Origin of the sequence: Mycobacterium sp. 852013-50091_SCH5140682 (assembly GCF_001665685.1) — a bacterium.
In the GTDB taxonomy this organism is placed as follows: domain Bacteria; phylum Actinomycetota; class Actinomycetes; order Mycobacteriales; family Mycobacteriaceae; genus Mycobacterium.
Map to the genome: position 1 here is coordinate 144127 of NZ_LZTB01000122.1, position 26109 is coordinate 170235.

The window sequence follows — 26109 nt, forward strand, 5'->3', positions numbered from 1 at the left end:
TGCGTGGCGATAGTCGGAGTAGGCATCGATCTGGTTTCCATACCGGATTTCGCCGAGCAGGTTGATCGGCCAGGCACGGTTTTCGCCGAGACGTTCACGCCAGGTGAGCGCCGGGACGCCGCGGACAAGAGTTCGTCGGCGGCCCGGCACTTGGCGGCCCGCTGGGCCGCCAAGGAGGCGGTGATCAAGGCCTGGTCGGGTTCGCGGTTCTCCAAGCGGCCCGTGCTGCCGGAGGACATCCACCGCGACATCGAGGTGGTCACCGACATGTGGGGCCGTCCGAAGGTCCGGCTGTCGGGTGAGATCGCCCGGCACCTGGAGAACACGACCATCCATGTGTCGCTCACGCATGAGGCGGACACCGCCGCCGCCGTCGCGATCATCGAGGAGCTCGAGCCCTAGCCCGTCCCAGCTCCGGCCCAGCTCCGCGAGTGTGCGTGTCTGTTGCTCGACACGCCGTGTCTGGTCAGCATTTCGCGCACACTCGCTGGGCTCGACGGTGACGCTAATGTCATCACCATGAGTGACGTGGTGCAGCGGGTACGACAGGTGTTGCCGTCGGTGCGGGCCGATCTGGAGGATCTGGTCCGCATCCCCTCGGTGTGGGCCGACCCGGCCCGCCGCGGCGAGGTGGCCCGCAGCGCCGAAGCCGTCGCAAAGCTGTTGTCCGATGCGGGTTTACCCGACGTCAAGATCGTCAGCGAAGGCGGCGCGCCCGCCGTCATCGCGCACTACCCGGCCCCGCCGGGAGCGCCAACGGTCCTGCTGTACGCCCACCATGACGTGCAACCCGAAGGCGACCCCGCCCAATGGAACTCCGCGCCGTTCGAACCGCAGGAGCGCGACGGCAGGCTCTACGGTCGCGGCACCGCCGACGACAAGGCAGGTATCGCAACGCATCTGGCCGCGATCCGGGCGTTCGACGGTAAGCCTCCGGTCGGTGTCACCGTGTTCGTCGAAGGGGAAGAAGAATCGGGCTCCCCGTCACTGGCCGCTCTGTTGGCCGCGCATCGTGACGCCTTGGCCGCCGACGTCATCGTCATCGCAGACTCGGACAACTGGAGCGCCGAAACCCCGGCACTGACGGTGTCGCTGCGAGGGCTCGCGGATTGCGTCGTCGAGGTCGCCACCCTCGACCACGGATTGCATTCGGGCCTGTGGGGCGGAGTGGTGCCCGACGCGCTGAGCGTGCTGGTGCGGCTGCTGGCCAGCCTGCACGACGACGCGGGCAACGTCGCCGTAGCCGGCCTGCACGAGGCGTCCGCCGCGGACGTCGACCGCGGCGAGGGCTGGGTACGCCAAGAATCCGGACTGCTCGACGGAGTGTCCGAAATCGGTTCCGGCTCAGTGGTCCAACGCATGTGGGCCAAACCCGCCATCACGGTGATCGGTATCGACACCACACCGATCGACAAGTCCTCCAACACCCTCATCCCGCGCGCCCGCGCCAAGATCAGCATGCGGGTGGCACCTGGCGGTGACGCTCGTGCGCACCTTGACGCGCTGACGCGTCATCTGGAGAAGCACACGCCGTGGGGTGCGCAGGTCACCGTCACGGCCGGTGACGTCGGGCAGCCGTATGCCATCGACGCCACCGGTCCGGTGTACGACGCGACCCGCGCCGCCTTCCGCCAGGCCTGGGGCACCGATCCGGTCGATATGGGCATGGGTGGTTCGATCCCGTTCATCGCCGAGTTCGCCGCGGCGTTCCCCGCCGCGACGATCCTGGTCACCGGTGTCGAAGATCCCGGCACTCAAGCCCACAGCATCAACGAGAGCCTGCACCTCGGCGTGTTCGAGAAGGCGGCTACCGCCGAGGCGCTGCTGCTGGAGCGGCTCGCAGACTAGCCGGTGATGGCGGGAGACGCCGCCTGGTTCATGGCGGGCCTGATCGCGCTGACCGTCGGCGCCGAACTGATGGTCCGCGGCAGCACGAATATCGCTGCGCGACTGGGCATCAGCCCCATCCTGATCGGCCTGACCGTCGTGTCGATCGGGACCAGCCTGCCTGAACTCGCCATCGGCATCACCGCGGCGGCGGAGGGCAGCGGCGAGCTGGCGGTGGGAAACATCGCAGGCACCAACGTCGTCAACATCCTGTTCATCCTCGGCCTGAGTGCGCTTCTGCGGCCGTTGGCGATCGAGACGCGGACGCTTCGCTTCGACCTGCCGGTGATGGCCGGAGCCGCCGTGCTGCTGTGGGTGCTAGCGGTTGACGGCGTGCTGTCCCGCCCCGATGGTGCCGTACTCGTCTGTGGCGCAATCGCTTACAGCGCGGCGCTGATCCGCTCGTCGCGCAGCGAGCGTAGCGAGGTCGTCACCGAATACGCGCTCGCCTACCCGAGCGGTGGGGGCACCGAAGGGGACCGAATACCGCGAGGCCGACGCGCAGTGTTGGACCCCGTCATGATGGTGGGCGGCATCGTCGTCATCGTTGTCGGTGCCGAATGGCTCGTCACCGGCGCGGTCGGGATGGCCCGCGGTTTCGGGGTGTCCGACGCCCTCATCGGCCTGACGGTCGTCGCCATCGGAACGTCGGCTCCCGAACTGGTCACCACCATCGTGTCCACGGTGCGCGGGCAACGCGATGTCGCGATCGGCAACCTGATGGGCAGCAGCGTCTACAACATTCTGTTGATCTTGGGAGTGACGTGCCTGGTGCCCGCACACGGCCTCAGGCTGTCGTCAAGCCTGGTGTGGATCGACATCCCGATCATGGTGGCCGCGACCCTGGTGTGCATCCCGATTCTCATCACGGGCCGGCGGCTCCACCGCGGTGAAGGTGCCGCGATGGTCGCCGCCTATCTGGCGTACCTGACAGTTCTGCTGATGACGCAGACCTGAGGACCGTCAGACCGACAAGTCGCGGCGCAGCTTGGCGACGTGGCCGGTGGCCCGCACGTTGTACTGCGCGACGGCGATCTTGCCCTTTTCGTCGACGACGAACGTCGAGCGGATCACGCCCTGAACGGTCTTGCCGTACATGGTCTTTTCGCCGTACGCGCCCCAGGCCGTCAACACCTTGCGGTCCGGATCCGACAGCAGCGGGAACGTGAGGCCCTCGTTGTCGCGGAACTTGGCGAGCTTCTCCGGTTTGTCCGGCGAGATCCCGATGACGTCGAGGCCTGCGCCGTTGAGCTCGGCGAGGCTGTCCCGGAAATCGCAGGCCTGCTTGGTGCAGCCCGGAGTGGACGCGGCAGGGTAGAAGTACACGATGACCTTGCGGCCCTTGTAGTCGGAAAGCTTGACGATGTTGCCATCGGCGTCGGGCAAGCTGAACGCGGGGGCGGTGGCACCCACCTCGAGACGCGGGGTTGGCGGCATGCGCGAAATTCCCTTCTGGTCGACCGGTGCCGTTCATACAGAGCAGGCTGATCTAGGGTAGTTCGGCAGGGCAGCACGACACGGAGCGGCTTGGAGGAGCACAGTGGCGAACCGGGACCCGGAGAGCATCAAGCGCGAGATCGATCAGGCTCGCGATCAGTTGGCGCTGACTGTCGACTCCCTGGCCGAGCGTGCCAATCCGCAACGGCTCGCCGACGACGCCAAGGCCGCGGTGATCGGCTTCCTGCGCAAGCCGGCCGTGACGGCTTCGCTGGCCGGGGCGGGCCTGCTGGTGGTGTTCGTCGTCATCCGCCGAGTCAAAAACCGCTGACGGGGCCGCCTCGCGGCCCATCTGAGGTATGCCGTCTCGCCGCCCGGCGGCGCAGACTAATTCACCCTGGGCGGCTCAGACAAATTCGCCGCTCAGCGGCTCAAGCTAACTCGCCGCTCAGCGGCGGCGGCCCGGCAGGAGCCAGCCTGTCAACGAGAAACCCGGCGGATTGGCGGTGCGGCCGAGGCGGCTGCAGCTGTGCACCATGAGTGGACGTTGCGCAGCAACATCGACGCGACGCGAGGGGTGCGCGTTGTCTGCACCGACACTCGGGGACATAGCTAACACCTCGCTTTCTCGCAACCAGCGCCGGAATCCTGTGATCTCGGCAGTTCAGCTAATTGCAGACTAGCAGCATTCCCACCCTCTGACCAGCAGATCAATGCATTGACGATTACCAAACAGTAACTATCGCCAGCGTCAACACTTCATGGTATGAGCCGTCGCAAGGTGATGTTCGCTATCCGTTAGCACATTTGCCATGCCGCGCAGCGCGTCGGATTGAGGTTCGGTGCGCGCCGCGATTCGCAATCGTCAGCTGATTGCTGATAGCGACTACGCGGGTATCGCGACTGATGAGGCCACCGTTTCGCTCATCGTGATCGATTTTGCTGTGAGATTGCTCTGGGTTTGATGCTTGAGTTCAGAATTCGTCCGTCAGCTACGTGAACCGCCGACGTTAATTTGCATTTCTGCTGTTGCACAAGGTAATTCCGCTGACACTCCGGCGAATGGCGTGGAGCGCTCGAACCGAACCGCGGGTGGGCCGTGAACGGCTCTTATTGTCCAAGTGGTTGCTACCGCATGGGTCGCCAGCTAAGGTCAAAAGCGGATCTTGGCCGGGGGAGACGTGCCGGGATTCGAGCGGAAGCGCAACACGTACGAGCCGTGTGACAAGGGGAGACCTGCAATGCAGCAAACATATTTGAGATTTGCCGGCATCATCGCAGTTGCCGCTACCGGCGCTCTTGGCGTCGGGTGTTCGAACAATTCCACGGGGTCGGGCAGTGAGACCAGCCGACCTGCCAGCGAAGCCACGACCGGAGCGGAGTCCGGTACTGCAACTCCGGGCGAGTCGGTTGCTCCGGGCGCTGGCGGAACGGCCGCCCCCGGTGCGCCCGCCGAACCCGGCGCGCCTGGCAACGCAGGAGCCCCGGGCGCTCCCGGTGCCCCCGGTTCCCCTGGCGCTCCCGGTGCCCCCGGCGAACCAGGCGCCCCGGGCGGCCCTGCGCCCGGTGCGCCGAACACCGGCCCGGCGGACAGCACCACGATCGTCACGCCCAACGGCTCATTCGTCGTTCAGGGCATCATCCTGCAGAAGTACAACGCGACCGGCGGCGCGAGCAGCCCGCTCGGCCTGCCGACCGCGAGTGAGGCGCCCGCGCCCAACGGCGGTCAGTTCAGCACGTTCAACGGCGGCGCGATCTACTGGACGCCGCAGACCGGGGCTCACATCGTGTGGGGCGGGATCCGAGACGCGTGGGAGCGCGACGGCGGCGCAGGGGGCCGGCTTGGGTACCCCACGTCGGACGAGGAGACGATCCCCGGCGGATGGCAGTCGCAGTTCCAACACGGAACCATCACCTACACCGACGGTCAGGCCAAGGTCGAGGCTCGCTGACCGTCTTCTGACACCTTCCGACGACTCGCATCGGTGCCGAGTGGCCCGGTGCGAGTCGCCGTTCAACCACCCATCTGGAGATCACATGGCGCACGTGAGTGACGAAACCCTCAACGAGCTACGCCGAGAGCTCAACCGCTTCAAAAGCGAGCAGTACCGCGACCGTGGCTATGCCGCAGCCCATCTCGCCGGCGCTGTGGAAATGCTGCTGGAGGAAGCCGAGCAGAGTATCGGCGAGCGCTATCAGGCGGGCTGATGTCGGCAAACGGAAAAAGCCCCAGGGTTACTGGGGCTTTTCGTTGTGCGCCGTCAGGGTTTCGAACCCCGGACCCGCTGATTAAGAGTCAGCTGCTCTACCAACTGAGCTAACGGCGCGCGCATGGAACGATAACAGGCCATGCGCTCAAGATGAAATCCGCTGGCCCGTGTTGCCGGTGCGAGACCGTGCGTAACCCCGCCATCAGACATTCCCTTAGACTATTGCCAGAATTCGTCGGTTTGCTGACGTCATGCGAGGTGGAGCGAGAAATGTGGCAGGTGCAGGCGTTGACCCGGCCGGGGCGGAAACGGCTCCGCCGCGCGGCCGTTGCCCTGGCTCCGGCTGTGATCTTCGGCATATCGGCATGCACGGGTGCCGTCTCGGCGCCACCACCGCCTGTGATCGCCGACAAGGGCACGCCATTCGGCGATCTGCTGGTGCCGAGGGTCAATGCCTCGGTGGCCGACGGAGCGGTCGGTGTGGCGGTCGACGCCCCGGTGACCGTCAGCGCGGAGAACGGTGTGCTGGGCAGCGTCAGCATGGCCGACGCCAACGGCACCCCGGTTGCCGGCAAGCTCAGCGCCGACGGCCTGACATGGTCGAGCACTGATCCGCTCGACTTCAACGAGCGCTACACCCTCAGTGCCCAATCGCTGGGTCTCGGCGGGGTCGCCAACCGGCGCATCACCTTCCAGACGCATTCCCCGGCGAACCTGACCATGCCCTACGTGCTGCCCAACGACGGCGAGGTCGTCGGCATCGGACAACCCATCGCGGTGCGGTTCGACGAGAACATCACCGACCGGCCGGCCGCACAGCGCGCCATCACGGTCAAGACCGACCCACCCGTGGAAGGCGCCTTCTACTGGCTGAGCAATCGTGAAGTGCGTTGGCGCCCAGCCGCATACTGGAAACCCGGCACGGCGGTGGACGTGACGGTGAACACCTACGGTGTGCGGTTGGGCGACGGGCTGTTCGGGCAGAAGAACGTCGCCAGCCACTTCACCATCGGGGACGAGGTCATCGCGACCGCGGACGACAACACCAAGACCCTGACCATCCGGCGCAACGGCCAGATCGTCAAGACCATGCCGATCTCGATGGGCAAGAACAGCACTCCGACCAACAACGGCACCTACATCATCGGCGACCGCTTCAGTCACCTGATCATGGACTCGTCGACCTACGGCGTTCCGGTCAACTCGCCCAACGGATATCGCACCGAGGTCGACTTCGCCACCCAGATGTCCTACAGCGGCATCTATGTACACGCGGCACCCTGGTCGGTGGGTAGCCAAGGCTATAGCAACACCAGCCACGGGTGCCTGAACGTGAGCACCGCCAATGCCCGCTGGTTCTTCGAGAACACCAAACGGGGCGACATCGTCGAGGTGGCCAACACCGTGGGCCCGGTGTTGCCGGGGACCGAGGGCCTGGGCGACTGGAACATCCCCTGGGACCAGTGGCGCGCAGGCAACGCCGGGACTTGAGCGACTACTTGACCGAACGGTCCAGCGCGGCAAGCGATTCGGCGAGGAAGTCCTTGCCGAACGGAGGCATGCCGACCTGGTCGCGGAAGCTCTGCGGCGTACCGGTCCAGTCATAGGTCAGGGTGACGTCGGTGGCGTCGCCATTGGGTGTCAGGTCGTAGCGCCACCACCAGCCGCCCGGTTTGTGCTCGCCGGCATTGTCGAGTTGACCGGGAAACCACGCGATGGTGCGGTCCCTGTCGAATTCGCTGACCAGGTTGTGTATGACGTAGTGCCCGCCGGCCTGCAGCAGGAACATGTTGATCGCGAAGATCTGCCCCGTGCCGGTGATGGGCTGCGGGTCGATCGCGTCGCGCACCCAGTCCCCGGGTTCGGTGTCCTTGTGCCGGGCTGGATCTGACAGCACGGCGAAGACCGCGCTGGGCGCGGCGGCGATGGTGCGGGTGACGACGTAGCGCTCGGGTTCGGTCACTGGGAGTCCTTTCCGTACATGCGGGCGATATCTGGGCTGTCGAGCCACCCCGAATAGGTTGGTCGTTTCGGCCAGCCCTCGGGGGAGTCCTGCCACTGCTCCTGTCTGCCCCAGGGCAGCAGGTCGATGAGCGCGAAGCTGTGGCTGAGCTGTTCGGTGCCGCGGCCGTTGGTGTGCCACGTGCGGTAGACGGTATCCCCGTCGCGCAGAAACACATTCACGGCGAAGCCGGCGCCGGGAGCGGCGTCCATGTCAGCGCCGAACGAGCTCTGCGACGACGAGTACCACTGCATCTTGTTGCCGACCTTGTCGCGGTAGGCCAAAGCCTCTTCGATCGGGCCGTTGGTGACGATGACGAAGCGGGCGTCGTAATTGTCGAGGAACTCCAGTCGGGTGAACTGGGACGTGAAGCCCGTGCAGCCACCGCACTGCCATTCGGCCCCGTCGGCCCACATGTGGTGGTAGGTGATGAGCTGCGAGTGGCCGGCGAACACGTCGGCCAGCCGGACGGGTCCCTCGGCACCGATGAGCGTGTACTCGGGCAGTTCCACCATGGGTAGACGGCGCCGCTCGGCGGCGATCGCATCCAGCTCGCGGGTAGCGGCCTTCTCGCGGCGGCGCAGATCACCCAGCGCCGTGCGCCAGGTCTGCTCGTCAACCACCGGTGGCTTGGCTGTCGTCATCGGATGCTCCTTCGCTAGAGGCTTTACATGACGCCGGTCTCTCGTACTGACCCGCGGCGCGTCCGGAACTCATCGCGCACGGTACTGTCCGACGACAAAGGGTTACCTAACACCGGAAAGCGGGGCAATCAGGATGAGCGGCCATCAACCCGATACTGCCGGGCTGCGACTTCTCGTCGTCGGCGCTTCCTCGGGCATCGGTCACGCGGTCGCCATCAGCGCAGCCGAGCGTGGAGCGAAGGTCGCGGTGGCCGCCCGGCGCGTCGAGCTGTTGACCTCGCTGGCCGATTCGATCGGTGGTTCGGCGTTTGAGCTCGACGTCGAGGAATCCGGAGCCATCACCCGCGTGGTCGACGCCGCGGCGCAGAGCCTCGGTGGACTCGACGGCGTGGTGTTCACCAGCACCGTGGTGCCGTTCGCGTACGTCGAGGACACCGACGTCGCCACCTGGTTGCACGCGTTCAGCGTCAACACTGTCGGCGCCAACAACGTGCTGCGCGCCGCGTTGCCGCATCTGTCCGACAACGGAGTCATCCTGATCGCGTCGAGCCACGACGTCGGCAGGCCGCGCGCCGGGGTGGCCGCGTACGGCGCCAGCAAGGCCGCGCTCGACGAGATCCTGCACTCCTGGCGCAGTGAACATCCCGAACTCTCGATCCTTCGGGTCGGTATCGGCCCGACCGAGGACACCGAGATCCTGCGCGGCGCAGACCGTGATCTGCTGGCCCAACTGTACGACTCGTGGGTCGAACACGGACGGCTGCCCAAACGGATGTCGGCGCTGCGCGACGTCGCCAACACGTTGGTATCCCTCGTCAGCACTGCACACGAAAACCCCAGCGTGGTACCGGAATTCGTGCAGCTGGCACCGAGGATCCGGCGGTCGACGAAGACTGAGGCGCGCGGCTAGACCGGTGCCTGCCAGGTGATCAGGACGCGACCGTAGAGCAGCCGCCGCACGGTCGCGCCGGGAAGTGCTTGACGGACCTTGGTGCGCAACTCGCCGAACGTTTCCGGCGGAGGCCATTTGATGGGTGCCGAGTGCTCCCACTTGCCCTTGGCGTGGTTGACGACGGCGCACGCTGTCCACGCCGGGATATGCCAGGCGATTTCGCGCAGCGACGGCTTCACGAACGTCGTCACCGCGACCGTGCCACCGGGACGCACCAGCGAGGCGAACCGGGTGAGCGCGGCGCGCGTGTCGTCGAAATGATGGAGAGCGGCATTCGAGACCACCGCATCGAATGCGTGCGCGGGCAGGTCCGTGGACATGACATCGCCGTGGATCCAGTTGACCGGTGCGGTCGGGAAGCGGATCTGGGCCCGGTCGAGCACCGGCTCGTCGATGTCCACGGCCATCACGTCCGGCACCCGCTGAGCCAGCCGGGCCGCCAGGAAGCCGTCGCCACACCCGACGTCGAGAACGGTGTGGGCATCCTGCGGGACCTTCGAAACGAGCAGCCCGTCGTAGTGAATGTTGATGTTCCACGGTTGGTTGTCCACTACTTCGTGGATACCAGGTTCTGCCGGGCCTCATCGGGAGCTGACGCGGAAAATGCGGTCTACCTGCGCAGACGACGTTCCTGCAGGGGGCCCATTCTTGGGTCGACGCGTGAAACTAACACCACCCGAGGTCGAGCTACCCGAGGGGCGTTGGCGCTTGCTTACGCGGAATCTAGTCCCTCTTCTCAAGCGCAGCTTCGGCCCAGTAGCCACCCATTCCTGACGGTATGGCGATGACGCGGATGGTGCGTGGCGTCGATTGCTGTCCGGGGCAGAGTTGTTGGAGTTGCATGTCGAAGGCCCGGGCATGCTCAACTGCCTTGGCATACCAGGGCACGAGGGTAGCGGGATGTTCTTGGTCCCCTTTGTCTTCGACACTGACGAGGGCGTACTGGCATCCAGGTGGTGGCAGTACTGCCGTGATGTTTTCGGTGATTGTCTTGTTGGTGACATCGTTTTCTGGGTGGCCGTGGAATCGTAGTAGGTCAACGTTGTCGGGATTCCTGGTGTTCAGTGCTGAGACGATGGCCCCGGCAGCTTTTTCCTGCATCGCAGGGGTGTAATCCCTCATCCCGTATGAGTTGTGACCTCCGTAGGGGTTTCTGCTATCGATGATGTGCCAGTACCAGAACCATGCGACGGCCCCGCCGATCACGATCACAGCGACAACGCCGGCTACGGTCGCCGTTCTTCGGATGTTCTTGTTGGCTGGCATGTTCACTCTCCGGGGTAGTGCAAGTGGACGAATTCAACATTCGCTGATCCGCCAGTGAAACCGGGACCGTCCGGCATCCAGTCGTTATGGAAGTTGTTGTCGCCGTTCGCATGTTGGTCTACAACGTCGACCAGCCTGCCGTTCTGCATTTCTTGGCCGACGTAGACAGCGGTGTGGTTGATCGTTCCAGTGGCTTCGTCGTGGTAGTAGATCAGGTCTCCAGGCACTAACCCAGCTTTCGATGGTGCCAGGGGGTCGAGTGCGGCGCGGGCGGGCATCGGTGACGTGCCGACGACCTCGCCGCGACCAGAGTTGACGATGAAGTCGCGATTGGCTTGCGCGACCGACCAAGTGTTGGACCGGTCGTTGCCCGGGAAGTGGAGACCATTGTTGTAATACCAGTCGTCAGCGTCGCCACGGTGCACCGTGCTGTTCTCCGGTGCTTCGTGGAAGTTCAACGCGTCAAGTGGCGCCAGTGCGGCGGTGATCTTGGCCGCAGTTTCTCCGTCGATTCGGGCGAGGTTTTGCACCCGTTCGGCGATTTCGGCGGCGAACACCTTGGCGTGGGCCTGGCGAGTCTGTGCAGCGCGAAGCATGCTCCAGGACTGGTCGGTGACCGAAAAATCCTGTCCGACAGTAAAACCTGCCGCCTCGGCTTCTTCGATGGTGTCGAGAACCTGGCGTTTGGCCCATATCAGGTCCCCGGCACCGTGGCGGGCGGCGGAGGCGGCGGCGTGGAGGCAGTCGGCCGCACCGCGCACTGTGACGACGTCGTCCCAAGCGCGGGCGGCGGCGGCATCGGCTCCCGCGCCCTCCCACGTGGTGCCGACGGTCTGGGTGTGCAGGGACTCGAAGGTCGACTCCCACCGTCGTGCGGTGGTCGTCCAATGGGTGACGGGGGCCTCCAGGTGGGCCACGTCAAAGGCTTCGACATCAGCGCGAGTCAGGGTGGCGGCCGCGGTGACTGCAGTCATCAGACCTGCATGGTCTGGCCGACTTCTGCGACCTGTTCCGCCGAGTCCTCATCGGCGCTGGCGTAGGAGCCGCTCGCGGTACGGACCTTTGCGCCGGTCGCGCGGGAGCGGTTGGCCAGGGTGGTCGCGGCAGCGGTCACCAGACTGTGCCCGGTCTTGACAGCACTGGTGGTTGCCCACAACGGCGACCCAGTTAACGAGGGCGCGGGGCTGCCGACCAAGGTGGTAGCTGCGGTGTCGTGGGCACCGACGAGCTGCTGTAGGTCCGTTGTGTCGACCTCAAGATTGTTTGCCATCGCCGTCCCCCGACCCGCTCGACGTCTGGTGAGCAGAATATCGCGCCGCAACGAGGGCTCAGCGCACCGAATCTCACGACGCCGAGTTGCTGCGCGGCGTCTAACATCCCTGCTTCGCCTGTCCACTCAGAACTGACTGTCGGGAAACTGAGGGGGCCGAATGGGCGTGCGTCAAACACCAAAAACGCCGCCTACTTGCGTAGACGGCGTTCTGTCGGGGTGGCTGACGGGACTCGAACCCGCGACAACCAGGATCACAACCTGGTGCTCTACCAACTGAACTACAGCCACCATCGCCGCTTTCGCCTTTCGGCAGGTGCGGCGTCGTAGATACTAGCCGCTCGGACGCTGGAGTGCCGAATCGTTATCCCCGGCGTTGTCCGAATCCGGCCCCAGCGTGCTGGCCACGGCCGCAATATCGCTGGTAGACGGCCCGGGCGGGGCGACGAAGGCCGTCGCGCGGTAGTACTTCAATTCCCGGATCGACTCGTGGATGTCGGCCAGCGCGCGGTGTGCGAGCCCTTTCTCGGGCTGGCCGAAGTAGATCCGCGGGTACCAGCGTCGGCACAACTCCTTGATGGAACTGACGTCGATCATCCGGTAGTGCAGGTAATCGTCGAGTTTGGGCATGTCGCGGGCGATGAAACCGCGGTCGGTCGCGATGGAGTTGCCCGCCAGGGGTGCGGTCTTGGCCTGCTTGACGTGGCCACGGATGTAGTCGAGCACCATCTCTTCGGCGGTCGTCACGTCGACGGTGGAGGCGCGCACCTCTTCTATGAGGCCCGACCGGGTGTGCATCTGGGTCACGATGTCGACCATTGAGTCCAGCGCGGCGTCGTCGGTATGGATGACCACGTCCAAGCCGTCACCCAGAATGTTCAGGTCCGCGTCGGTGACCAGCACCGCGATCTCGATGAGGCGGTCATTCTTGAGGTCGAGGCCGGTCATCTCGCAGTCGATCCACACAAGTTCGTCTCGCACGAAGGTCCACAGTATGCCCAAACCCGACAAGCGGTCGCCCGCACCCACCGCGCGGGCGTCTTGCCCAGTAGTGTCAGGTCCCGATTGGCTCGTTCGCGCATACGGGAGGACCGCGGCATGACCACCGAATCGACAGCAACCCCCGCGCAGCAGATCGCCGCCGGCTACGCCGTCGGGGGACAGGCGTTGGAGCTCGGGGCCGTGGTTGTCGACGGGGCCGTCGACCCGGGCGCCCAGATCCGCATCCCGCTCGCCACGATCAACCGGCACGGGTTGATCGCGGGCGCCACGGGCACCGGCAAGACCAAAACCCTGCAGGTGATCGCCGAGCAGCTGTCGGCGGCCGGGGTGCCGGTGGTGATGGCCGACGTGAAGGGCGACCTATCCGGACTGTCGAAGCCGGGGGAGACCAACGACAAGACCGCGCAGCGCGCCAAGGACACCGGTGACGACTGGACCGCCACCGCCTTCCCGACGGAGTTCCTGTCGCTGGGCACATCGGGTCTCGGCGTGCCGGTGCGGGCCACGATGACCAGCTTCGGCCCGATCCTGCTGTCAAAGGTGTTGGGCCTCAACGCAACCCAGGAGTCGACTCTCGGCCTGATCTTCCACTGGGCCGATCAGAAGGGGCTCTCGCTGCTGGATCTGAAGGATCTGCGCGCGGTCATCCAGTACCTCACCAGCGACGAGGGCAAGCCTGAGCTCAAGGCCCTGGGCGCGGTCTCGCCCGCCACCGCCGGGGTGATCCTGCGGGCTTTGGTGAACCTGGAGGCCGAAGGCGGTGACACCTTCTTCGGCGAGCCCGAGCTGGAACCCAAGGACCTGATGCGCGTAGACGCTCAGGGCCGCGGCGTCATCACGCTGCTGGAGTTGGGCGCGCAGGCCGCGCGGCCGGCACTGTTCTCCACCTTCTTGATGTGGGTGCTGGCTGATCTGTTCACGACGCTGCCGGAGATCGGTGACGTCGACAAACCCAAGCTGGTGTTCTTCTTCGACGAGGCGCATCTGCTGTTCGCCGACGCGTCGAAGGCGTTCCTGGAGCAGGTCGAGCAGACCGTCAAGCTGATCCGCTCGAAGGGCGTCGGCGTCTTCTTCTGCACCCAGTTGCCCACCGATGTGCCCAACGACGTGCTGAGCCAGCTGGGTGCCCGCGTCCAGCATGCGCTGCGGGCCTTCACCCCCGACGACCAGAAGGCACTGGCCAAGACGGTGCGCACCTATCCGAAGACCGACGTCTACGACCTGGAGAAGGCGTTGACCTCGCTGGGGATCGGTGAGGCGATCGTGACGGTGCTCTCCGAGCAGGGGGCGCCGACGCCGGTGGCGTGGACCCGGATGCGGGCGCCGCGCTCGTTGATGGGTGCCATCGGCGACGACGCGATCAAGGCGGCCGCGCAGGCCAGCCCGCTGCAGGCCACTTACGGGCAGACCATCGACCGCGAGTCGGCGTACGAGATCCTCAACGCCAAGCTGAACGCGGCACCGGCGCCGTCGGAGAGCGACCCGGGTGGGTTCGCCGGCGTCGAGGCGTCCGGCGAGGTGGAACCGATGCCCGCACCTGCTCGGCGGGAAGAGCCCGGCATCGTTGCTCAGGTGCTGGCGAGTTCGGCGTTCAAGAGTGCGTTGCGTTCGGCGGCCACCGTCGCGGGCCGCGAGATCACCCGCAGCATCTTCGGCGTCGGCCGCAGGCGCTGATGTGCGCCGACTTCGACATGAGGGTCGTGATCTGAGTCGATCAACAGCCCTGGTGTCGAAATCGGCGCCAACGAACGGCGAAAGCTAGTCGCCGCCCAGCTTCTTGTACACGGCACCGACGATCGGCGTGACGATGGCGCGGGGAGCGTAGCCGGTGGCCACCGACATGGCCTTGGAAGTGACGCCGGGCACGACGCGGATCTTGTTGTGCTCCAGGCCATCCAGCGACAATTTCGCGGTGTATTCGGTGGAGATCCACAGGAAATCCGGGATCAGCCGCTCGACCAGAGACTGCTCCGACGGATCGGGCAGGTCGGTGCGGACCGGGCCCGGCGCCAGCACGGTGACGTGCACCCCGGAGCCCTTGACCTCGCCGCGCAACGACTCGCTGAAGGTGTTCGCGAAGGCCTTGGAGGCAGCGTAGGTAGCGTTGTTGGGAATCGGTGAATTACCCGCCACCGAACCGGAAATCAGGATTCCGCCGGCTCCGCGTTTGACCATGCCCGGCAGGACTGCGAGGACGAGGTCGTGCACGCCGAGGACATTGAGTTGAACCTGCGCTTTCTCACCGGCGGGGTCGAGGTTGACCACCGGGCCGAACGTGGCGGTGCCTGCGTTGGCGCACAAAATCGAGATCTCGCGGGACGCCAGCTCGTCGCACAGCGTCGCCCGGGCCGCCGGGTCAGCGAGGTCGACACCGCGCACCTCGACGGTCACGCCGTAGCGCTCGGTCAGCCGCTGCGCCAACGTGTTCAGCACGTCCTCGCGCCGTGCGGTGATGATCAGGTGGTGTCCGCGGGCAGCGAGCTCGGTGGCCAACGCCTCGCCGATGTTCTGCGAGGCGCCGGTGACGACGGCGCGGGCGTCCGGACTGGGTGCGGGAACTGGCATGGGGCTCATCCTAGAAGTAGCCGGGAGCCATAAAGTGTCGGTCATGATCAACCCCAGGCGGGCGCGGGTGGTCGCGTGGGCCTTGTGGGACTGCGGCGCGACGGGCCTGAACGCGATCGTCGTCACCTTCGTGTTCTCGGTGTACCTGACGGGCAGCGTCGGAGCGGGCCTTCCCGGCGACACGACGCCGGCGAGCTGGCTGGGCCGGGCCATGACGGTCGCGGGTCTGGTGGTGGCGCTGCTGGCGCCCGCCACCGGAATCTGGGTCGACGCGCCACAGCGCAGGCGCCGGGTGCTGGCGGTGATGACCGGTGCGGCCGTGGTGTTGACGTCGGCGATGAGCCTGATCCGCGACGACAACCGCTACCTGTTGCCGGGCTTGGTGTTGTTGGCGTGCACGGCTGCCTGCAACGAGCTCGCCACGGTGCCCTACAACGCCATGCTGCGGCAGCTGTCCACACCGGAGACCTCCGGGCGGATCTCGGGACTGGGCTTGGCGCTGGGGTACGGCGGCAGCGTGGTGCTGTTGCTGCTGGCCTATGTCGGGTTCATCGCCGGTACCGGCGACACCCGCGGGCTACTCGACATCCCGGCGCATGACGGGCAGAACGTGCGGGCGGTGATGCTGCTCACCGCGGCGTGGTTCGTCCTGTTCGCCCTGCCGGTGTTCGTGGTCGTGCCCAGGGTGACTGACGGGCCGCCGATCGAACGGGTTGGCCTCTTCGGTGCGTATCGCAAGCTGTGGGACGAGATCCGCAGCGAATGGCGTCGCGATCACAACGTCGTCTACTACCTGCTGGCGAGCGCGGTGTTCCGCGACGGGCTGGCAGGCGTGTTCGCGTTCGGCGCGGTGCTCGGCGTCAACGCCTACGGCGTGTCCGAGGCGGACGTGTTGTTGTTCGGCATGAGCGCGTGCGTGATCGCGGCGTTCGGGTCGGTCGTCGGCGGGATGCTCGACGACCGGGTCGGTTCCAAGCCCGTCATCGTCGCCTCGCTGGCCTGTCTGATCGCCGTCGGATTGACGCTGTTGTCGCTGTCGGGGCCGGTGGCCTTCTGGGTGTGTGGCTTGCTGCTGTGCCTGTTCATCGGGCCGACGCTGTCATCGGCGCGCACGATGATGTTGCGGATCTCCGCAGAGGGCAAGGAAGGCGTGGCGTTCGGCCTCTACACCACGACAGGGCGGGCCGTGTCGTTCCTGGCGCCGTGGCTGTTCTTCACCTTTATCGACGCGTTCGGCGCCGACCGGGCAGGCATGGGTGGGCTGTGCCTCGTGCTGGCGCTGGGCTTGGCGGCCATGCTGGCCGTTCGCGTGCCCCAGCGCGTGCACGATCCGGTGTAAGCGCGCAGGTCAGGGCGCCGCACCGGCACACACGGTCAGGCCGGTCCCCGTGCGCTGCACGGTCTGCACCCCGTTGACGGTCACCGAGCAGCTGATCTGTGGGCCGAAGTTGATGATCGTGATGCTCGCGCTCTGGGAGGCTGGCTGCGGCAGCTCGACCTGCTTGCTCCACGGCAGCATCACGTTGAACTCCGTCTGCAGCATGTTGCCGGTGTCGATGTAGGTGATGTTGATCGCCCGGCCCTCCCCGGTGACCGAGTACGTGACGGTGTCGGTGGCGCCCGGCGCCGACGACGTCGTGGGCGAGGTGGGTGTGGTGACCGGCGGCGCCGCGGTGGGGCTCGGGGTGCGCGATGTCGTGGTCGGAGTGTTGCGGGTGGTGGTCGCGCTGGGTTGCGGGCTCACCGGCGGGGCGACGACGGTTTCCTGCTGCGAGCTGTTGATGATGACCAGGGCGATGACCAAGCCGACGACGAGCAGCACGGCCACCGCGGCCAGGATCCACAGCCACATCCTCGGCTTGTCGTCATCGGGCTCCGGGGCAGGAGGCTGACCCGGCGGCGGGTAGCCCGTCCCGTACTGCCCGGTTGCGTTGGGGCCGTACCCATAGGAAGGGTAGGGGGGCAGCTGCTGGGTCGGATTCGACGTCGAGTTCGGCCCGGCCGGATAACCGGGTGGCTGATACGGAGGCTGGTCGGCGTAGGCCGGCTCCGGATAGTCCACCGGGTATCCGCTGCCGAGCGGTTGGGTCGGATCAGAACCCTCGCGGCGTGGTGAATCGGTCATGCCCACCTCATGGCAGCAGGGTACCTGTGCGGGCGCTCAGTGTGCTTGCACAGACAGTGACGGAGAGGAGTGCGGGGAGTGGAGCGGCACGTTCGGGTGAACTACGGCGCGTCGTTGTCGCCGGATGCGACGGCGTTCGCCCACCTGGTCGACGACGGTGGCTACCCGCGCGCGGTACAGAGGTTCCTCCGGGGCTGGCGGGCCAGCTCGTCTCGTGACGTGGAACTGCCCGTCGTGGGTCCGGTCACACGGGTCATCCACTCGGCCGACGGGCACTGGCTGGCCTGCGAGGTCGCCCCCGAAGGCGGAACCCGCACCCAGATCTGGGTGGTGACAACCGATCCTGACGACCGCGACGCCCGCCGCGTCGACATCTGGCCGGCGGACGCGCCAGAGGGCACCGCCGAACTGATCGGCTGGGACGGTACGCACGTGGCGGCCATCCTCACCGGTGACGACGGCGTCGGCAGTTCGTGCCTGATCGACCCGGCGACCGGTGAGACCACCGTGCTCGACCGGCGGTCGGCCGGCCGTCTCGTCGACTCGTGGGCGGGTGCGTCGCTGGTGCGGGTCGGACCCCGCGGGTATCGCGAACTGATCATGCTGTGGGGTCAGCGGGAGATCGCGCTGCTGCCGTTCGACCCCGGGTCCACCACCGATGCAGGCGTGATTCTCGACGACCATCAGCCGCGCCGGATGCGCAGCGGTCTGGAGGGGGAGACCGCGCTGATCGAACCCGCCAAGCACTACCCGCTGGGCAGTTCGGAAGGCTATGTGCGGGCGCTCATCCGCAGCGAGAACGGCACGTCTCACGCGCGGCTGATGGAGGTCACGGTGACCGCCGAAGGCGTGTCGTATCACGTCGTCGCCGAACGGCCCGGCTATGAGCTCGACGAGTTCGTGGTCAGCGACGACCTGTCGACGGTGGCGATGTTGTGGAACATCGACGGCTGCAGCGAACTGCAGATCCTGGAGTACGCCGACGAGACCCTGTCCGAACCGATCCCGCTGCCCGGCATGGTGGCCAGCGAATTGAGTATCAGCGCAGGTGGTTCCATGGTCGCGATGACGGTCCAGGGGCCATCCCTGCCGCCGACCGTGGAACTGGTCGACCCGCGGACGAGGGAATGGGAACGGATCGACCGCCGGCCCAGCCTCGGGCCGCTCACCGGCACACCGACTTTGGAGCGGATCACCGCGCGCGACGGGCTGGAGCTCAACGCCTGGCTGTACCGGCCCGACCGGGAGCCGATCGGCGCGATGATCTTTCTGCACGGCGGTCCGGAAGGACAGGCCCGGCCTGACTACAACGAGTTCTATCCGCGGCTGCTGGAGGCAGGTATCGCGGTGCTGACGCCGAACGTGCGGGGCTCCGGAGGATTCGGCAGGGCATTCATGCACGCCGACGACCGGGAACTGCGCTTCGCTGCCATCGACGATGTGGCCGACTGTGTGAAGTATCTGGTCGAACGCGGACATGCCCGGGCCGATCGCATCGCCTGCAGCGGCTGGTCCTACGGCGGGTACCTCACGCAGGCGGCGTTGACGTTTCATCCCGATCTGTTCGCCGCGGGCATCAGCATCTGCGGGATGAGCGATCTGAACACCTTCTACCGCAACACCGAACCGTGGATCGCCGCCGCGGCGCATCCCAAGTATGGGCATCCGGTTGCCGATCGCGAACTGTTGGAGCAGCTCTCGCCGTTGTCGCGGGCATCCGCGCTGACGGCGCCGCTGCTGTTGGTCCACGGTGCCCACGACACCAACGTTCCGGTCGGGGAGTCCGAGCAGATGTACGACGCGCTGCGTGCGCTGGGCCGGACGGTGGAGTTGCTGATGTTCGACGACGACGGCCACGAGATCGTCAAACGGGAGAACCGGGCGGTGCTGGGCGAGGCGATGACGAAGTGGCTGCTCGCGGCGTTCGCCGACTAACGGGTGGCGTGCAGCGCCGCGAGCGTCATCCGGCGCAGCACCTCACGTGAACGCGCCTTCGGCGCAGCGGGTTTCACGCTGTACGGGGTCGAGTTGAGCAGCCCGAACGCAGCGTGCGCCATCACCCGGGCGTCGTCTTCTGCCAACTCCGGGTCGAGCCGGGTCAGCACCGAAACCCAGATCTCGACGTACTGCCGCTGCGAGCGACGGACCTGGCGCGCCGCGGTGTCGGGGAGATGGGCCAGGTCGCGGTCCTGGATGCGGATGAGGTCGGGTTCGCCGAATACGAAATCCAGGTGGAAGTCGACGAGGTCGTCGAGTGCCGTGCGGGCGTCGTCGTCTTTGGCGATGACGTCGCGCGCACCGGCGAGCAGTCGGGTGCTGATGCCGACCAGCAGTTCCACCAGCATCGCTTCCTTGTTGGGGAAGTGCCGGTAGATCGCGGGCCCGCTGACACCGACGGCTGCGCCGATGTCCTCCAGTCGGACCGCAAGGTAGCCGCGTTCGGCCACCAGGCGTTCCGCGGCGGCGATCAGCTGGCTGCGGCGATCGGATTTGGCCTGGCTGCGTCGGGTGACGGCGCTGTTCGTCATGGCGCCTCCGGGGGTAGACAACTCGGTTAATCGTGACTAACATACCACGAGTTAGTCACGATTAACTCAAATGGAGCTGCCTTGTCATCGCATACAGACGACCATCTGGCGTTGGTCGCGCAGCTGCGCACCAAACTCGCCACAGCGGCCCTCGGTGGACCGGAGCGGGCCCGGGAACGACACGTCAGCCGGGGCAAGCTGCTCCCGCGCGATCGGGTCGACGGCCTGCTCGACGCGGGCAGCCCGTTCCTGGAGATCGCCCCGCTGGCCGCCAACGGCATGTATGACGACGAGTGCCCGGGCGCCGGAATGATCGCGGGCATCGGCCGGGTGTCCGGCCGCGAATGCGTGATCGTCGCCAACGACGCAACGGTCAAAGGCGGTACGTACTACCCGATCACGGTCAAAAAGCACCTGCGGGCACAGGAGATCGCGCTGCAGAACAACCTGCCGTGCATCTACCTGGTCGATTCAGGAGGCGCGTTCCTTCCGCGCCAGGACGAGGTGTTCCCGGACCGCGAGCACTTCGGCCGGATCTTCTACAACCAGGCCACCATGAGCGCCAAGGGCATTGCCCAGATTGCTGCCGTGCTCGGATCATGCACGGCCGGTGGTGCATACGTGCCTGCCATGAGTGACGAGGCGGTGATCGTTCGCAACCAGGGCACCATCTTCTTGGGTGGTCCGCCGTTGGTGAAGGCCGCGACCGGCGAGGTCGTGACCGCCGAGGATCTCGGTGGCGGCGACCTGCATTCCAAGATTTCCGGTGTCACAGACCATCTGGCGCACGATGATCGCGACGCGCTGCGCATCGTGCGCAACATCGTCTCGACACTCGGGCCCGCCCAGGCGCCACCATGGGCGGTGGCGCCCGCGGTCGATGCGGTCGCCGATCAAACCGAGCTCTATGACGTCGTCCCGGTCGACCCCCGGGTGCCCTATGACGTGCACGAGGTGATCACCCGGATCGTCGACGACGGCCGGTTCAACGAGTTCAAGGCCGAATACGGCACCACGCTGGTCACCGGCTTCGCCAGGATCCACGGCCACCCCGTCGGCATCATCGCCAACAACGGTGTGCTGTTCGGCGAATCCGCGCTCAAGGGTGCGCATTTCATCGAACTGTGTGACAAACGCAAGACCCCGCTGCTGTTCCTGCAGAACATCTCCGGCTTCATGGTCGGTCGCGACTACGAGGCGGGCGGCATCGCCAAGCACGGCGCCAAGATGGTGACCGCGGTGGCGTGCGCGCGGGTGCCGAAACTGACCGTCGTGATCGGCGGCTCGTACGGCGCTGGGAACTACTCCATGTGTGGCCGGGCGTATTCGCCGCGCTTCCTGTGGATGTGGCCCAATGCCCGTATCTCTGTGATGGGCGGCGAGCAAGCCGCGTCGGTGCTGGCCACGGTGCGCGGTGAGATGACCGATGAGCAGGCCGAAGAGTTCAAGGCGCCGATTCGCGCGCAGTACGAGCACCAGGGCAATCCCTACTATTCGACGGCGCGGCTCTGGGACGACGGCGTGATCGATCCCGCAGACACCAGAACCGTTCTCGGACTTGCTCTTTCGGTTGTCGGCCAGGCACCGCTTGAGCCGGTCTCCTACGGCGTCTTCCGGATGTGAGGCAGAGATGACGACTTTCGACACAGTGCTGGTCGCCAACCGCGGCGAGATCGCGGTGCGGGTCATCCGTACCCTGCGCGAGATGGGCATCCGATCGGTTGCCGTGTTCAGCGAGGCCGACGCGGGCGCGCGGCATGTCCTCGAAGCCGATGTCGCGGTGTGCATCGGCCCGGCGGCGGCACGGCAGAGCTACCTCAATATCGCCGGCGTCGTCGACGCCGCTCGCCGCACCGGAGCCCAAGCTGTACACCCGGGTTACGGATTCCTTTCCGAGAACGCCGAATTCGCCGCTGCACTACAGGCCGCGGGCATCGTGTTCATCGGGCCGCCGGCCACCGCGATCGCCACCATGGGCGACAAGATCGCGGCAAAGGCCGCGGTGTCGGCCTTCGGAGTTCCTGTCGTGCCGGGTATCTCGCGTCCAGGCCTCACTGACGACGATCTCATCGGCGGTGCTCCCGAGGTCGGCTTCCCGGTGCTGGTGAAGCCGTCCGCCGGCGGCGGCGGCAAGGGCATGCGAGTAGTGCACGAGGCGGCTGAACTGCCGGGTGCGCTGGCGTCCGCGCGCCGTGAGGCCGCTGCCGCGTTCGGCGACGACACGCTGTTCCTTGAACGGTTCGTGTTGCGGCCCCGGCACATCGAGGTCCAGGTCCTCGCCGACGGCCACGGCAACGTGATCCACCTCGGTGAGCGCGAATGCAGCCTGCAGCGCCGCCACCAGAAGGTCATCGAAGAAGCGCCGTCTCCGCTGCTGGACCCCGCCACGCGGGCCCGGATCGGTACTGCCGCGTGCGATACCGCGCGCAGTGTCGACTACACCGGCGCGGGCACAGTGGAATTCATCGTCTCCGCAGACAAACCCGACGAGTTCTTCTTCATGGAGATGAACACGCGGTTGCAGGTTGAACACCCGGTCACCGAGATGGTCACCGGTATCGATCTGGTGGAGCAGCAGATCCGCATCGCCGCAGGCGAAAAGCTGGCACTGAGCCAGGACGACATCGTGATGACCGGACATGCCGTCGAGGCCCGCGTCTACGCCGAGGACCCCGCCAACGGCTTCCTTCCCACCGGGGGGCCGGTGCTCGGACTGAGCGAACCCACCGGAGCCGGCGTCCGTGTCGACTCGGGTCTGGCGGCCGGAACCGTCGTCGGCAGCGACTACGACCCGATGCTCGCCAAGGTCATCGCATACGGCGATGAACGCGCTGCCGCGTTGCACACGCTGGACCGGGCGCTGGCCGACACCGCGGTCCTCGGCGTCACCACCAACACCGAATTCCTCCGCTTCCTGTTGGCCGATCCCGACGTCTCCGCAGGCCGGCTCGACACCGGTCTGCTGGACCGCCGCGCACCCGATTTCACCCCGGCCGCCGTCGGAGACGAACAGCTGATCGCGGCCGCGTCGTATCTGTGGCTGCGGCATTGGTCGGAGGCGGGCGACAGCCTGTGGCAGGTGCCGTCCGGCTGGCGCGTCGGCGGACGCGCGCCCGCGGCGTTTCGGCTGCAGGCCACCGGCCGCACCGATCACGTCTATCTCACCGGAACCCCGGACCGGGCCACGGCGGTCGTCGAGAACGGCGGAAACCACACCGTCAGCGCAGCTTTCGACGACGGGCTGCTGGCCGTCACGTTGGACGGCCTGCGCACCGAGTACCTCGTCGCCGCCACCGACGGCCGGTTGTGGCTGACCGGGGGTGGGCGCGTGTGGACGGTCGAAGAGGTGCGCGAGGCGCCGGTACGCCCCGATGACGAGCACAGCGGAGACGCCGAGCTGATCAGCCCGATGCCGGGTTCGGTTGTCGCCGTTGGCGTGAACCACAGCGATGCGGTCGCCGCCGGTGCCATGGTCGTCACCGTCGAGGCCATGAAGATGGAACACGCATTGACCGCCCCGGTCGACGGCACCGTCGAACTACTCGTCGCCGTCGGCGACCAGGTCAAAGTGGGTCAGCCGCTGGCCCGAATCACCGCTGCAATCAAGGAGACCCACCAATGAGCGACTTTCTCTCCACCGGAACGCTGCCCGACCACTACGAGCAGCTGGCCAAGACCGTGCGCGACTTCGCCCAGAGCGTGGTCGCACCGGTGAGCGCCAAGCACGACGAGGAGCACTCGTTCCCGTACGAGGTGATCGACGGCATGGCGGACATGGGCCTGTTCGGCCTGCCGTTCCCCGAGGAGTACGGCGGCATGGGCGGGGACTATTTCGCGTTGTGCCTCGCGCTCGAGGAACTAGGCAAGGTCGATCAGAGTGTCGCGATCACCCTTGAGGCCGGGGTGTCGCTGGGCGCGATGCCGGTGTACCGCTTCGGCAACGACGCGCAGAAGCAGGAGTGGCTGCCGCTGCTGGCCAGCGGCAAGGCGCTGGGCGCGTTCGGGCTCACCGAAGCAGGCGGCGGCAGCGACGCAGGCGCCACCAAGACCACCGCGAAGCTCGACGGCGACAGCTGGGTGATCAACGGCTCCAAGCAGTTCATCACCAACTCGGGCACCGACATCACCAAGCTCGTCACGGTTACGGCCGTCACCGGCGAGAAGCCTGGTGGCAAGAAGGAGATCTCGTCGATCCTGGTGCCGGTCCCGACCAAGGGCTTCACGGCCGAGCCGGCGTACAACAAGGTCGGCTGGAACGCGTCGGACACGCATCCGCTGAGTTTCGACGACGTCCGCGTGCCTGCCGAGAACCTGCTCGGTGAGCGGGGCCGGGGCTACGCCAACTTCCTGCGCATCCTCGACGAGGGCCGCATCGCGATCGCCGCGCTGTCGGTCGGTGTCGCACAGGGATGCGTCGACGAATGCGTCAAGTACGCCAAGGAACGTCAGGCGTTCGGCGCGGCCATCGGCACCTACCAGGCCATCGCCTTCAAGATCGCTCGGATGGAGGCCCGCGCGCACACTGCCCGGGCCGCCTACTACGACGCCGCGGCGTTGATGCTCGCGGGCAAGCCGTTCAAGAAGGCCGCCGCGGTGGCCAAGCTGGTCGCCAGTGAGGCCGCGATGGACAACGCCCGCGATGCCACGCAGGTGTTCGGCGGCTACGGATTCATGAACGAGTATCCGGTGGCGCGGCACTACCGCGACAGCAAGATCCTCGAAATCGGTGAGGGCACAACCGAAGTGCAGCTGATGCTGATCGCGCGGGAGACCGGTCTGTGAGCGAACTGAAAGTCATCGAGCAGCGCGGCCTGTGGTTCGAGGAGTTCGAGACCGGCGTGCGTTACCTGCACCGGCCGGGCCGCACCATCACCGAGGCTGACAATGTCCTGTTCACCACGCTGACCATGAACACCCAGGCGCTGCATCTCGACGCGGCGTTCTCCGACGCGCTGCCGCCGTTTCACGCGCGGCTGGTCAACTCGATGTTCACGTTGTCGACGCTGGTCGGTCTCTCGGTCGCGCAGCTCACTCAGGGCACCATCGTCGGGAACCTCGGGTTCTCCGAAATCGCTTTTCCCAAACCGCTTTTCCACGGTGACACGTTGTACGCCGAAACCGAGATCACCGAGAAACGCGCGTCCAAGAGCCGCCCGGGGGAGGGCATCGTGACGTTCGCGCACACGGGACGCAACCAGCACGGCGACATCGTCGCGACCGCGTCGCGCAAGACGATGGTGCGGATGCGCCCAGAAGGCGAGCAGTAATGGCAGGCGGACGCGAGGAGCAGTGATGGCAGGGCGGACGCGAGGAACAAAATGACACTGTCGAACAACGGCCCCGGCTGGCTGTTCTGCCCGGCCGACCGGCCCGAGCGATTCGAAAAGGCCGCGGCGGCAGCCGACGTCGTGATCCTCGATCTCGAGGACGGGGTCGCGGCCAAGGACCGCCCCGCGGCGCGGCAGGCACTGATCGACACGCGACTGGACCCGGCCCGCACCGTGGTGCGGGTCAATCCGGCCGCCACGGCCGATCATGCACTCGACCTCAAGGCCGTGGCTGCGACCGACTACACCACGGTGATGCTGGCCAAATCCGAGCACCGCGACCAGGTGCGCGCACTGGCGCCGCTGGATGTGGTGGTCCTCATCGAGACGCCGCTGGGCGCGCTCAACGTCGTCGACCTCGTGCAGGCCGACAATGCGTCGGCGGTGATGTGGGGCGCCGAGGATCTGTTCGCGGTCACCGGCGGCACCGCCAACCGGTGGCCCGACGGCAGGTATCGCGACGTGGCGCAGCATGTCCGGTCGCAGACGCTGCTGGCGGCCAAGGCGTTCGGCAAGCTGGCACTCGACTCGGTGTATCTGGATATCAAGGACCTCGATGGGCTGCGGGCCGAGGTCGACGACGCGGTGGCGGTCGGGTTCGACGCCAAGGTGGCGATTCATCCGTCCCAGGTCGCGGTGATCCGGGCCGGCTACACCCCGACCGATGAGCAGATCCAGTGGGCGCGGGCCGTCCTCGACCGCGTGGCAAATGAGCGTGGTGTGTTCCAGCACGACGGCCTGATGGTCGACATGCCGGTGCTGCGGCGCGCAGAACGCATCGTCGCCCTGGCCCCCTAGTTCCCGTGGCTTAGTTCCCCTGGCGAGCAGTCGCCCGCAACCCAGTTTTTGGCCGGAAAAAGGGGGGTGGGGGGCGGGGGGGGGGGGGTGGGGTTC

General features: G+C 66.5%; 27 protein-coding genes and 2 tRNA genes. 16 read left to right on the forward strand and 13 right to left on the reverse strand.

The genetic code is table 11. The features are described from left to right. Positions 1–3: 3 nt before the first annotated feature. The 3 genes from acpS to A5784_RS32475 all read left to right on the forward strand — a co-directional run bounded on the left by acpS (position 4) and on the right by A5784_RS32475 (position 2844). The gene (acpS, locus tag A5784_RS32465; protein ID WP_064948969.1) at positions 4–402 is read left to right on the forward strand and encodes a holo-ACP synthase AcpS; all 399 of its coding nucleotides are present in this window, start codon (positions 4–6) and stop codon (positions 400–402) included. A gap of 117 nt (positions 403–519) precedes the next feature. After that, positions 520–1848 (forward strand): dipeptidase, encoded by a 1329-nt coding sequence (locus A5784_RS32470; protein WP_064949007.1) that lies wholly within the window; start codon positions 520–522, stop codon positions 1846–1848. A 6-nt stretch (positions 1849–1854) separates the two neighbouring features. Beyond that, entirely contained in the window at positions 1855–2844 is a 990-nt protein-coding gene (locus tag A5784_RS32475; protein WP_064948970.1) for a calcium/sodium antiporter, read from the forward strand. 6 nt (positions 2845–2850) lie between these two features. Here A5784_RS32475 and bcp read toward each other — a convergent pair whose 3' ends face one another. Then, entirely contained in the window at positions 2851–3324 is a 474-nt protein-coding gene (bcp, locus tag A5784_RS32480; RefSeq protein ID WP_064948971.1) for a thioredoxin-dependent thiol peroxidase, read from the reverse strand. Between the two features lie 103 nt (positions 3325–3427). Between bcp and A5784_RS32485 the strand changes: the two genes are divergently transcribed. The 3 genes from A5784_RS32485 to A5784_RS38645 all read left to right on the forward strand — a co-directional run bounded on the left by A5784_RS32485 (position 3428) and on the right by A5784_RS38645 (position 5532). After that, positions 3428–3655 carry a DUF3618 domain-containing protein gene (locus A5784_RS32485; RefSeq protein ID WP_029371977.1) on the forward strand — a complete coding sequence of 76 codons (228 nt, stop codon included), beginning with the start codon at positions 3428–3430 and terminating at the stop codon, positions 3653–3655. Positions 3656–4565: 910 nt separating this feature from the next. Next, on the forward strand, positions 4566–5276 hold the full coding sequence (locus tag A5784_RS32490) for an LGFP repeat-containing protein (RefSeq protein ID WP_064948972.1): 711 nt from the start codon (positions 4566–4568) through the stop codon (positions 5274–5276). Between the two features lie 94 nt (positions 5277–5370). After that, positions 5371–5532, forward strand: coding sequence for a hypothetical protein (locus tag A5784_RS38645; RefSeq protein WP_109784518.1), 162 nt, complete (start codon positions 5371–5373; stop codon positions 5530–5532). A 46-nt stretch (positions 5533–5578) separates the two neighbouring features. On the opposite strand, the gene A5784_RS32495 is transcribed toward A5784_RS38645, so the two are convergent. After that, positions 5579–5651, reverse strand: a tRNA-Lys gene (locus A5784_RS32495). A gap of 153 nt (positions 5652–5804) precedes the next feature. Here A5784_RS32495 and A5784_RS32500 point away from each other — a divergent pair. Continuing rightward, on the forward strand, positions 5805–7025 hold the full coding sequence (locus tag A5784_RS32500; protein WP_064948973.1) for a L,D-transpeptidase: 1221 nt from the start codon (positions 5805–5807) through the stop codon (positions 7023–7025). A 4-nt stretch (positions 7026–7029) separates the two neighbouring features. Here the strand turns inward: A5784_RS32500 and A5784_RS32505 are convergent, their stop codons facing one another. Both A5784_RS32505 and A5784_RS32510 read right to left on the reverse strand, forming a co-directional pair. Then, complete coding sequence (locus A5784_RS32505; RefSeq protein ID WP_064948974.1) at positions 7030–7497, reverse strand: SRPBCC family protein; 468 nt, start codon at positions 7495–7497, stop codon at positions 7030–7032. Beyond that, positions 7494–8180, reverse strand: a complete 687-nt coding sequence (locus A5784_RS32510) for a DUF899 domain-containing protein (RefSeq protein WP_064948975.1) — start codon at positions 8178–8180, stop codon at positions 7494–7496. The genes A5784_RS32505 and A5784_RS32510 overlap by 4 nt, the downstream gene beginning before the upstream one ends. Positions 8181–8313: 133 nt before the next feature. On the opposite strand from A5784_RS32510, the gene A5784_RS32515 reads away from it, so the two are divergent. Next, positions 8314–9090 (forward strand): SDR family oxidoreductase, encoded by a 777-nt coding sequence (locus A5784_RS32515; protein ID WP_064948976.1) that lies wholly within the window; start codon positions 8314–8316, stop codon positions 9088–9090. Here the strand turns inward: A5784_RS32515 and A5784_RS32520 are convergent. The 6 genes from A5784_RS32520 to orn all read right to left on the reverse strand — a co-directional run bounded on the left by A5784_RS32520 (position 9087) and on the right by orn (position 12649). Then, entirely contained in the window at positions 9087–9683 is a 597-nt protein-coding gene (locus tag A5784_RS32520; protein ID WP_064948977.1) for a class I SAM-dependent methyltransferase, read from the reverse strand. The two genes, A5784_RS32515 and A5784_RS32520, sit on opposite strands and share 4 nt — an antisense overlap. 172 nt (positions 9684–9855) lie before the next feature. Next, positions 9856–10398 (reverse strand): hypothetical protein, encoded by a 543-nt coding sequence (locus tag A5784_RS32525; protein WP_064948978.1) that lies wholly within the window; start codon positions 10396–10398, stop codon positions 9856–9858. A gap of 2 nt (positions 10399–10400) precedes the next feature. Then, positions 10401–11372, reverse strand: coding sequence for an amidase domain-containing protein (locus A5784_RS32530; RefSeq protein WP_064948979.1), 972 nt, complete (start codon positions 11370–11372; stop codon positions 10401–10403). Further along, positions 11372–11668 carry a type VII secretion target gene (locus A5784_RS32535; RefSeq protein ID WP_064948980.1) on the reverse strand — a complete coding sequence of 99 codons (297 nt, stop codon included), beginning with the start codon at positions 11666–11668 and terminating at the stop codon, positions 11372–11374. Before A5784_RS32535 ends, A5784_RS32530 begins: the two co-directional genes overlap by 1 nt. Before the next feature lie 218 nt (positions 11669–11886). Beyond that, positions 11887–11959: transfer RNA gene (locus A5784_RS32540), tRNA-His, on the reverse strand. A gap of 42 nt (positions 11960–12001) precedes the next feature. Then, on the reverse strand, positions 12002–12649 hold the full coding sequence (orn, locus tag A5784_RS32545) for an oligoribonuclease (protein WP_064949008.1): 648 nt from the start codon (positions 12647–12649) through the stop codon (positions 12002–12004). Positions 12650–12766: 117 nt separating this feature from the next. On the opposite strand from orn, the gene A5784_RS32550 reads away from it, so the two are divergent. Beyond that, positions 12767–14344 (forward strand): helicase HerA-like domain-containing protein, encoded by a 1578-nt coding sequence (locus A5784_RS32550; protein WP_064948981.1) that lies wholly within the window; start codon positions 12767–12769, stop codon positions 14342–14344. An 84-nt stretch (positions 14345–14428) separates the two neighbouring features. Here the strand turns inward: A5784_RS32550 and cmrA are convergent, their stop codons facing one another. After that, positions 14429–15235, reverse strand: a complete 807-nt coding sequence (gene cmrA, locus A5784_RS32555) for a mycolate reductase (protein ID WP_064949009.1) — start codon at positions 15233–15235, stop codon at positions 14429–14431. 43 nt (positions 15236–15278) lie between these two features. Here cmrA and A5784_RS32560 point away from each other — a divergent pair, with 43 nt between their 5' ends. After that, the gene (locus tag A5784_RS32560) at positions 15279–16574 is read left to right on the forward strand and encodes an MFS transporter (RefSeq protein WP_064948982.1); all 1296 of its coding nucleotides are present in this window, start codon (positions 15279–15281) and stop codon (positions 16572–16574) included. A gap of 9 nt (positions 16575–16583) precedes the next feature. On the opposite strand, the gene A5784_RS32565 is transcribed toward A5784_RS32560, so the two are convergent. Further along, positions 16584–17360 (reverse strand): MmpS family transport accessory protein, encoded by a 777-nt coding sequence (locus A5784_RS32565; protein ID WP_064948983.1) that lies wholly within the window; start codon positions 17358–17360, stop codon positions 16584–16586. A 78-nt stretch (positions 17361–17438) separates the two neighbouring features. Here A5784_RS32565 and A5784_RS32570 point away from each other — a divergent pair, with 78 nt between their 5' ends. Beyond that, positions 17439–19295, forward strand: a complete 1857-nt coding sequence (locus tag A5784_RS32570) for an alpha/beta hydrolase family protein (protein WP_197514958.1) — start codon at positions 17439–17441, stop codon at positions 19293–19295. On the opposite strand, the gene A5784_RS32575 is transcribed toward A5784_RS32570, so the two are convergent. Continuing rightward, positions 19292–19888 (reverse strand): SACE_7040 family transcriptional regulator, encoded by a 597-nt coding sequence (locus tag A5784_RS32575; RefSeq protein ID WP_064948984.1) that lies wholly within the window; start codon positions 19886–19888, stop codon positions 19292–19294. The genes A5784_RS32570 and A5784_RS32575 overlap by 4 nt on opposite strands. Before the next feature lie 60 nt (positions 19889–19948). Here A5784_RS32575 and A5784_RS32580 point away from each other — a divergent pair, with 60 nt between their 5' ends. The 5 genes from A5784_RS32580 to A5784_RS32600 are packed head-to-tail and all read left to right on the forward strand — an operon-like array spanning position 19949 to position 26013. Further along, positions 19949–21511 (forward strand): carboxyl transferase domain-containing protein, encoded by a 1563-nt coding sequence (locus tag A5784_RS32580; RefSeq protein WP_197514961.1) that lies wholly within the window; start codon positions 19949–19951, stop codon positions 21509–21511. 7 nt (positions 21512–21518) lie between these two features. Next, complete coding sequence (locus A5784_RS32585; RefSeq protein ID WP_064948986.1) at positions 21519–23510, forward strand: acetyl-CoA carboxylase biotin carboxylase subunit; 1992 nt, start codon at positions 21519–21521, stop codon at positions 23508–23510. Next, entirely contained in the window at positions 23507–24670 is a 1164-nt protein-coding gene (locus tag A5784_RS32590) for an acyl-CoA dehydrogenase family protein (protein ID WP_064948987.1), read from the forward strand. The genes A5784_RS32585 and A5784_RS32590 overlap by 4 nt, the downstream gene beginning before the upstream one ends. Beyond that, positions 24667–25155, forward strand: coding sequence for a MaoC family dehydratase (locus A5784_RS32595; protein WP_064948988.1), 489 nt, complete (start codon positions 24667–24669; stop codon positions 25153–25155). The genes A5784_RS32590 and A5784_RS32595 overlap by 4 nt, the downstream gene beginning before the upstream one ends. 51 nt (positions 25156–25206) lie before the next feature. Continuing rightward, a complete protein-coding gene (locus A5784_RS32600; protein WP_064948989.1) occupies positions 25207–26013 on the forward strand; it encodes an HpcH/HpaI aldolase/citrate lyase family protein in 807 nt (268 codons plus the stop codon). Positions 26014–26109 lie beyond the last annotated feature (96 nt).

What these genes read in the sequence shown, in the direction of transcription:
- A5784_RS32560 (WP_064948982.1), top strand. Translation starts at nt 15,279, where the DNA reads ATGATCAACCCCAGGCGGGCGCGGGTGGTCGCGTGGGCCTTGTGGGAC.
- A5784_RS32525 (WP_064948978.1), bottom strand. Translation starts at nt 10,398, where the DNA reads ATGCCAGCCAACAAGAACATCCGAAGAACGGCGACCGTAGCCGGCGTT.
- bcp (WP_064948971.1), bottom strand. Translation starts at nt 3,324, where the DNA reads ATGCCGCCAACCCCGCGTCTCGAGGTGGGTGCCACCGCCCCCGCGTTC.
- A5784_RS32535 (WP_064948980.1), bottom strand. Translation starts at nt 11,668, where the DNA reads ATGGCAAACAATCTTGAGGTCGACACAACGGACCTACAGCAGCTCGTC.
- A5784_RS32515 (WP_064948976.1), top strand. Translation starts at nt 8,314, where the DNA reads ATGAGCGGCCATCAACCCGATACTGCCGGGCTGCGACTTCTCGTCGTC.
- A5784_RS32585 (WP_064948986.1), top strand. Translation starts at nt 21,519, where the DNA reads ATGACGACTTTCGACACAGTGCTGGTCGCCAACCGCGGCGAGATCGCG.
- cmrA (WP_064949009.1), bottom strand. Translation starts at nt 15,235, where the DNA reads ATGCCAGTTCCCGCACCCAGTCCGGACGCCCGCGCCGTCGTCACCGGC.
- A5784_RS32470 (WP_064949007.1), top strand. Translation starts at nt 520, where the DNA reads ATGAGTGACGTGGTGCAGCGGGTACGACAGGTGTTGCCGTCGGTGCGG.
- A5784_RS32500 (WP_064948973.1), top strand. Translation starts at nt 5,805, where the DNA reads ATGTGGCAGGTGCAGGCGTTGACCCGGCCGGGGCGGAAACGGCTCCGC.
- A5784_RS32475 (WP_064948970.1), top strand. Translation starts at nt 1,855, where the DNA reads ATGGCGGGAGACGCCGCCTGGTTCATGGCGGGCCTGATCGCGCTGACC.
- A5784_RS32550 (WP_064948981.1), top strand. Translation starts at nt 12,767, where the DNA reads ATGACCACCGAATCGACAGCAACCCCCGCGCAGCAGATCGCCGCCGGC.
- A5784_RS32490 (WP_064948972.1), top strand. Translation starts at nt 4,566, where the DNA reads ATGCAGCAAACATATTTGAGATTTGCCGGCATCATCGCAGTTGCCGCT.
- A5784_RS32600 (WP_064948989.1), top strand. Translation starts at nt 25,207, where the DNA reads ATGACACTGTCGAACAACGGCCCCGGCTGGCTGTTCTGCCCGGCCGAC.
- A5784_RS32565 (WP_064948983.1), bottom strand. Translation starts at nt 17,360, where the DNA reads ATGACCGATTCACCACGCCGCGAGGGTTCTGATCCGACCCAACCGCTC.
- A5784_RS32590 (WP_064948987.1), top strand. Translation starts at nt 23,507, where the DNA reads ATGAGCGACTTTCTCTCCACCGGAACGCTGCCCGACCACTACGAGCAG.
- A5784_RS32575 (WP_064948984.1), bottom strand. Translation starts at nt 19,888, where the DNA reads ATGACGAACAGCGCCGTCACCCGACGCAGCCAGGCCAAATCCGATCGC.
- A5784_RS32530 (WP_064948979.1), bottom strand. Translation starts at nt 11,372, where the DNA reads ATGACTGCAGTCACCGCGGCCGCCACCCTGACTCGCGCTGATGTCGAA.
- A5784_RS32510 (WP_064948975.1), bottom strand. Translation starts at nt 8,180, where the DNA reads ATGACGACAGCCAAGCCACCGGTGGTTGACGAGCAGACCTGGCGCACG.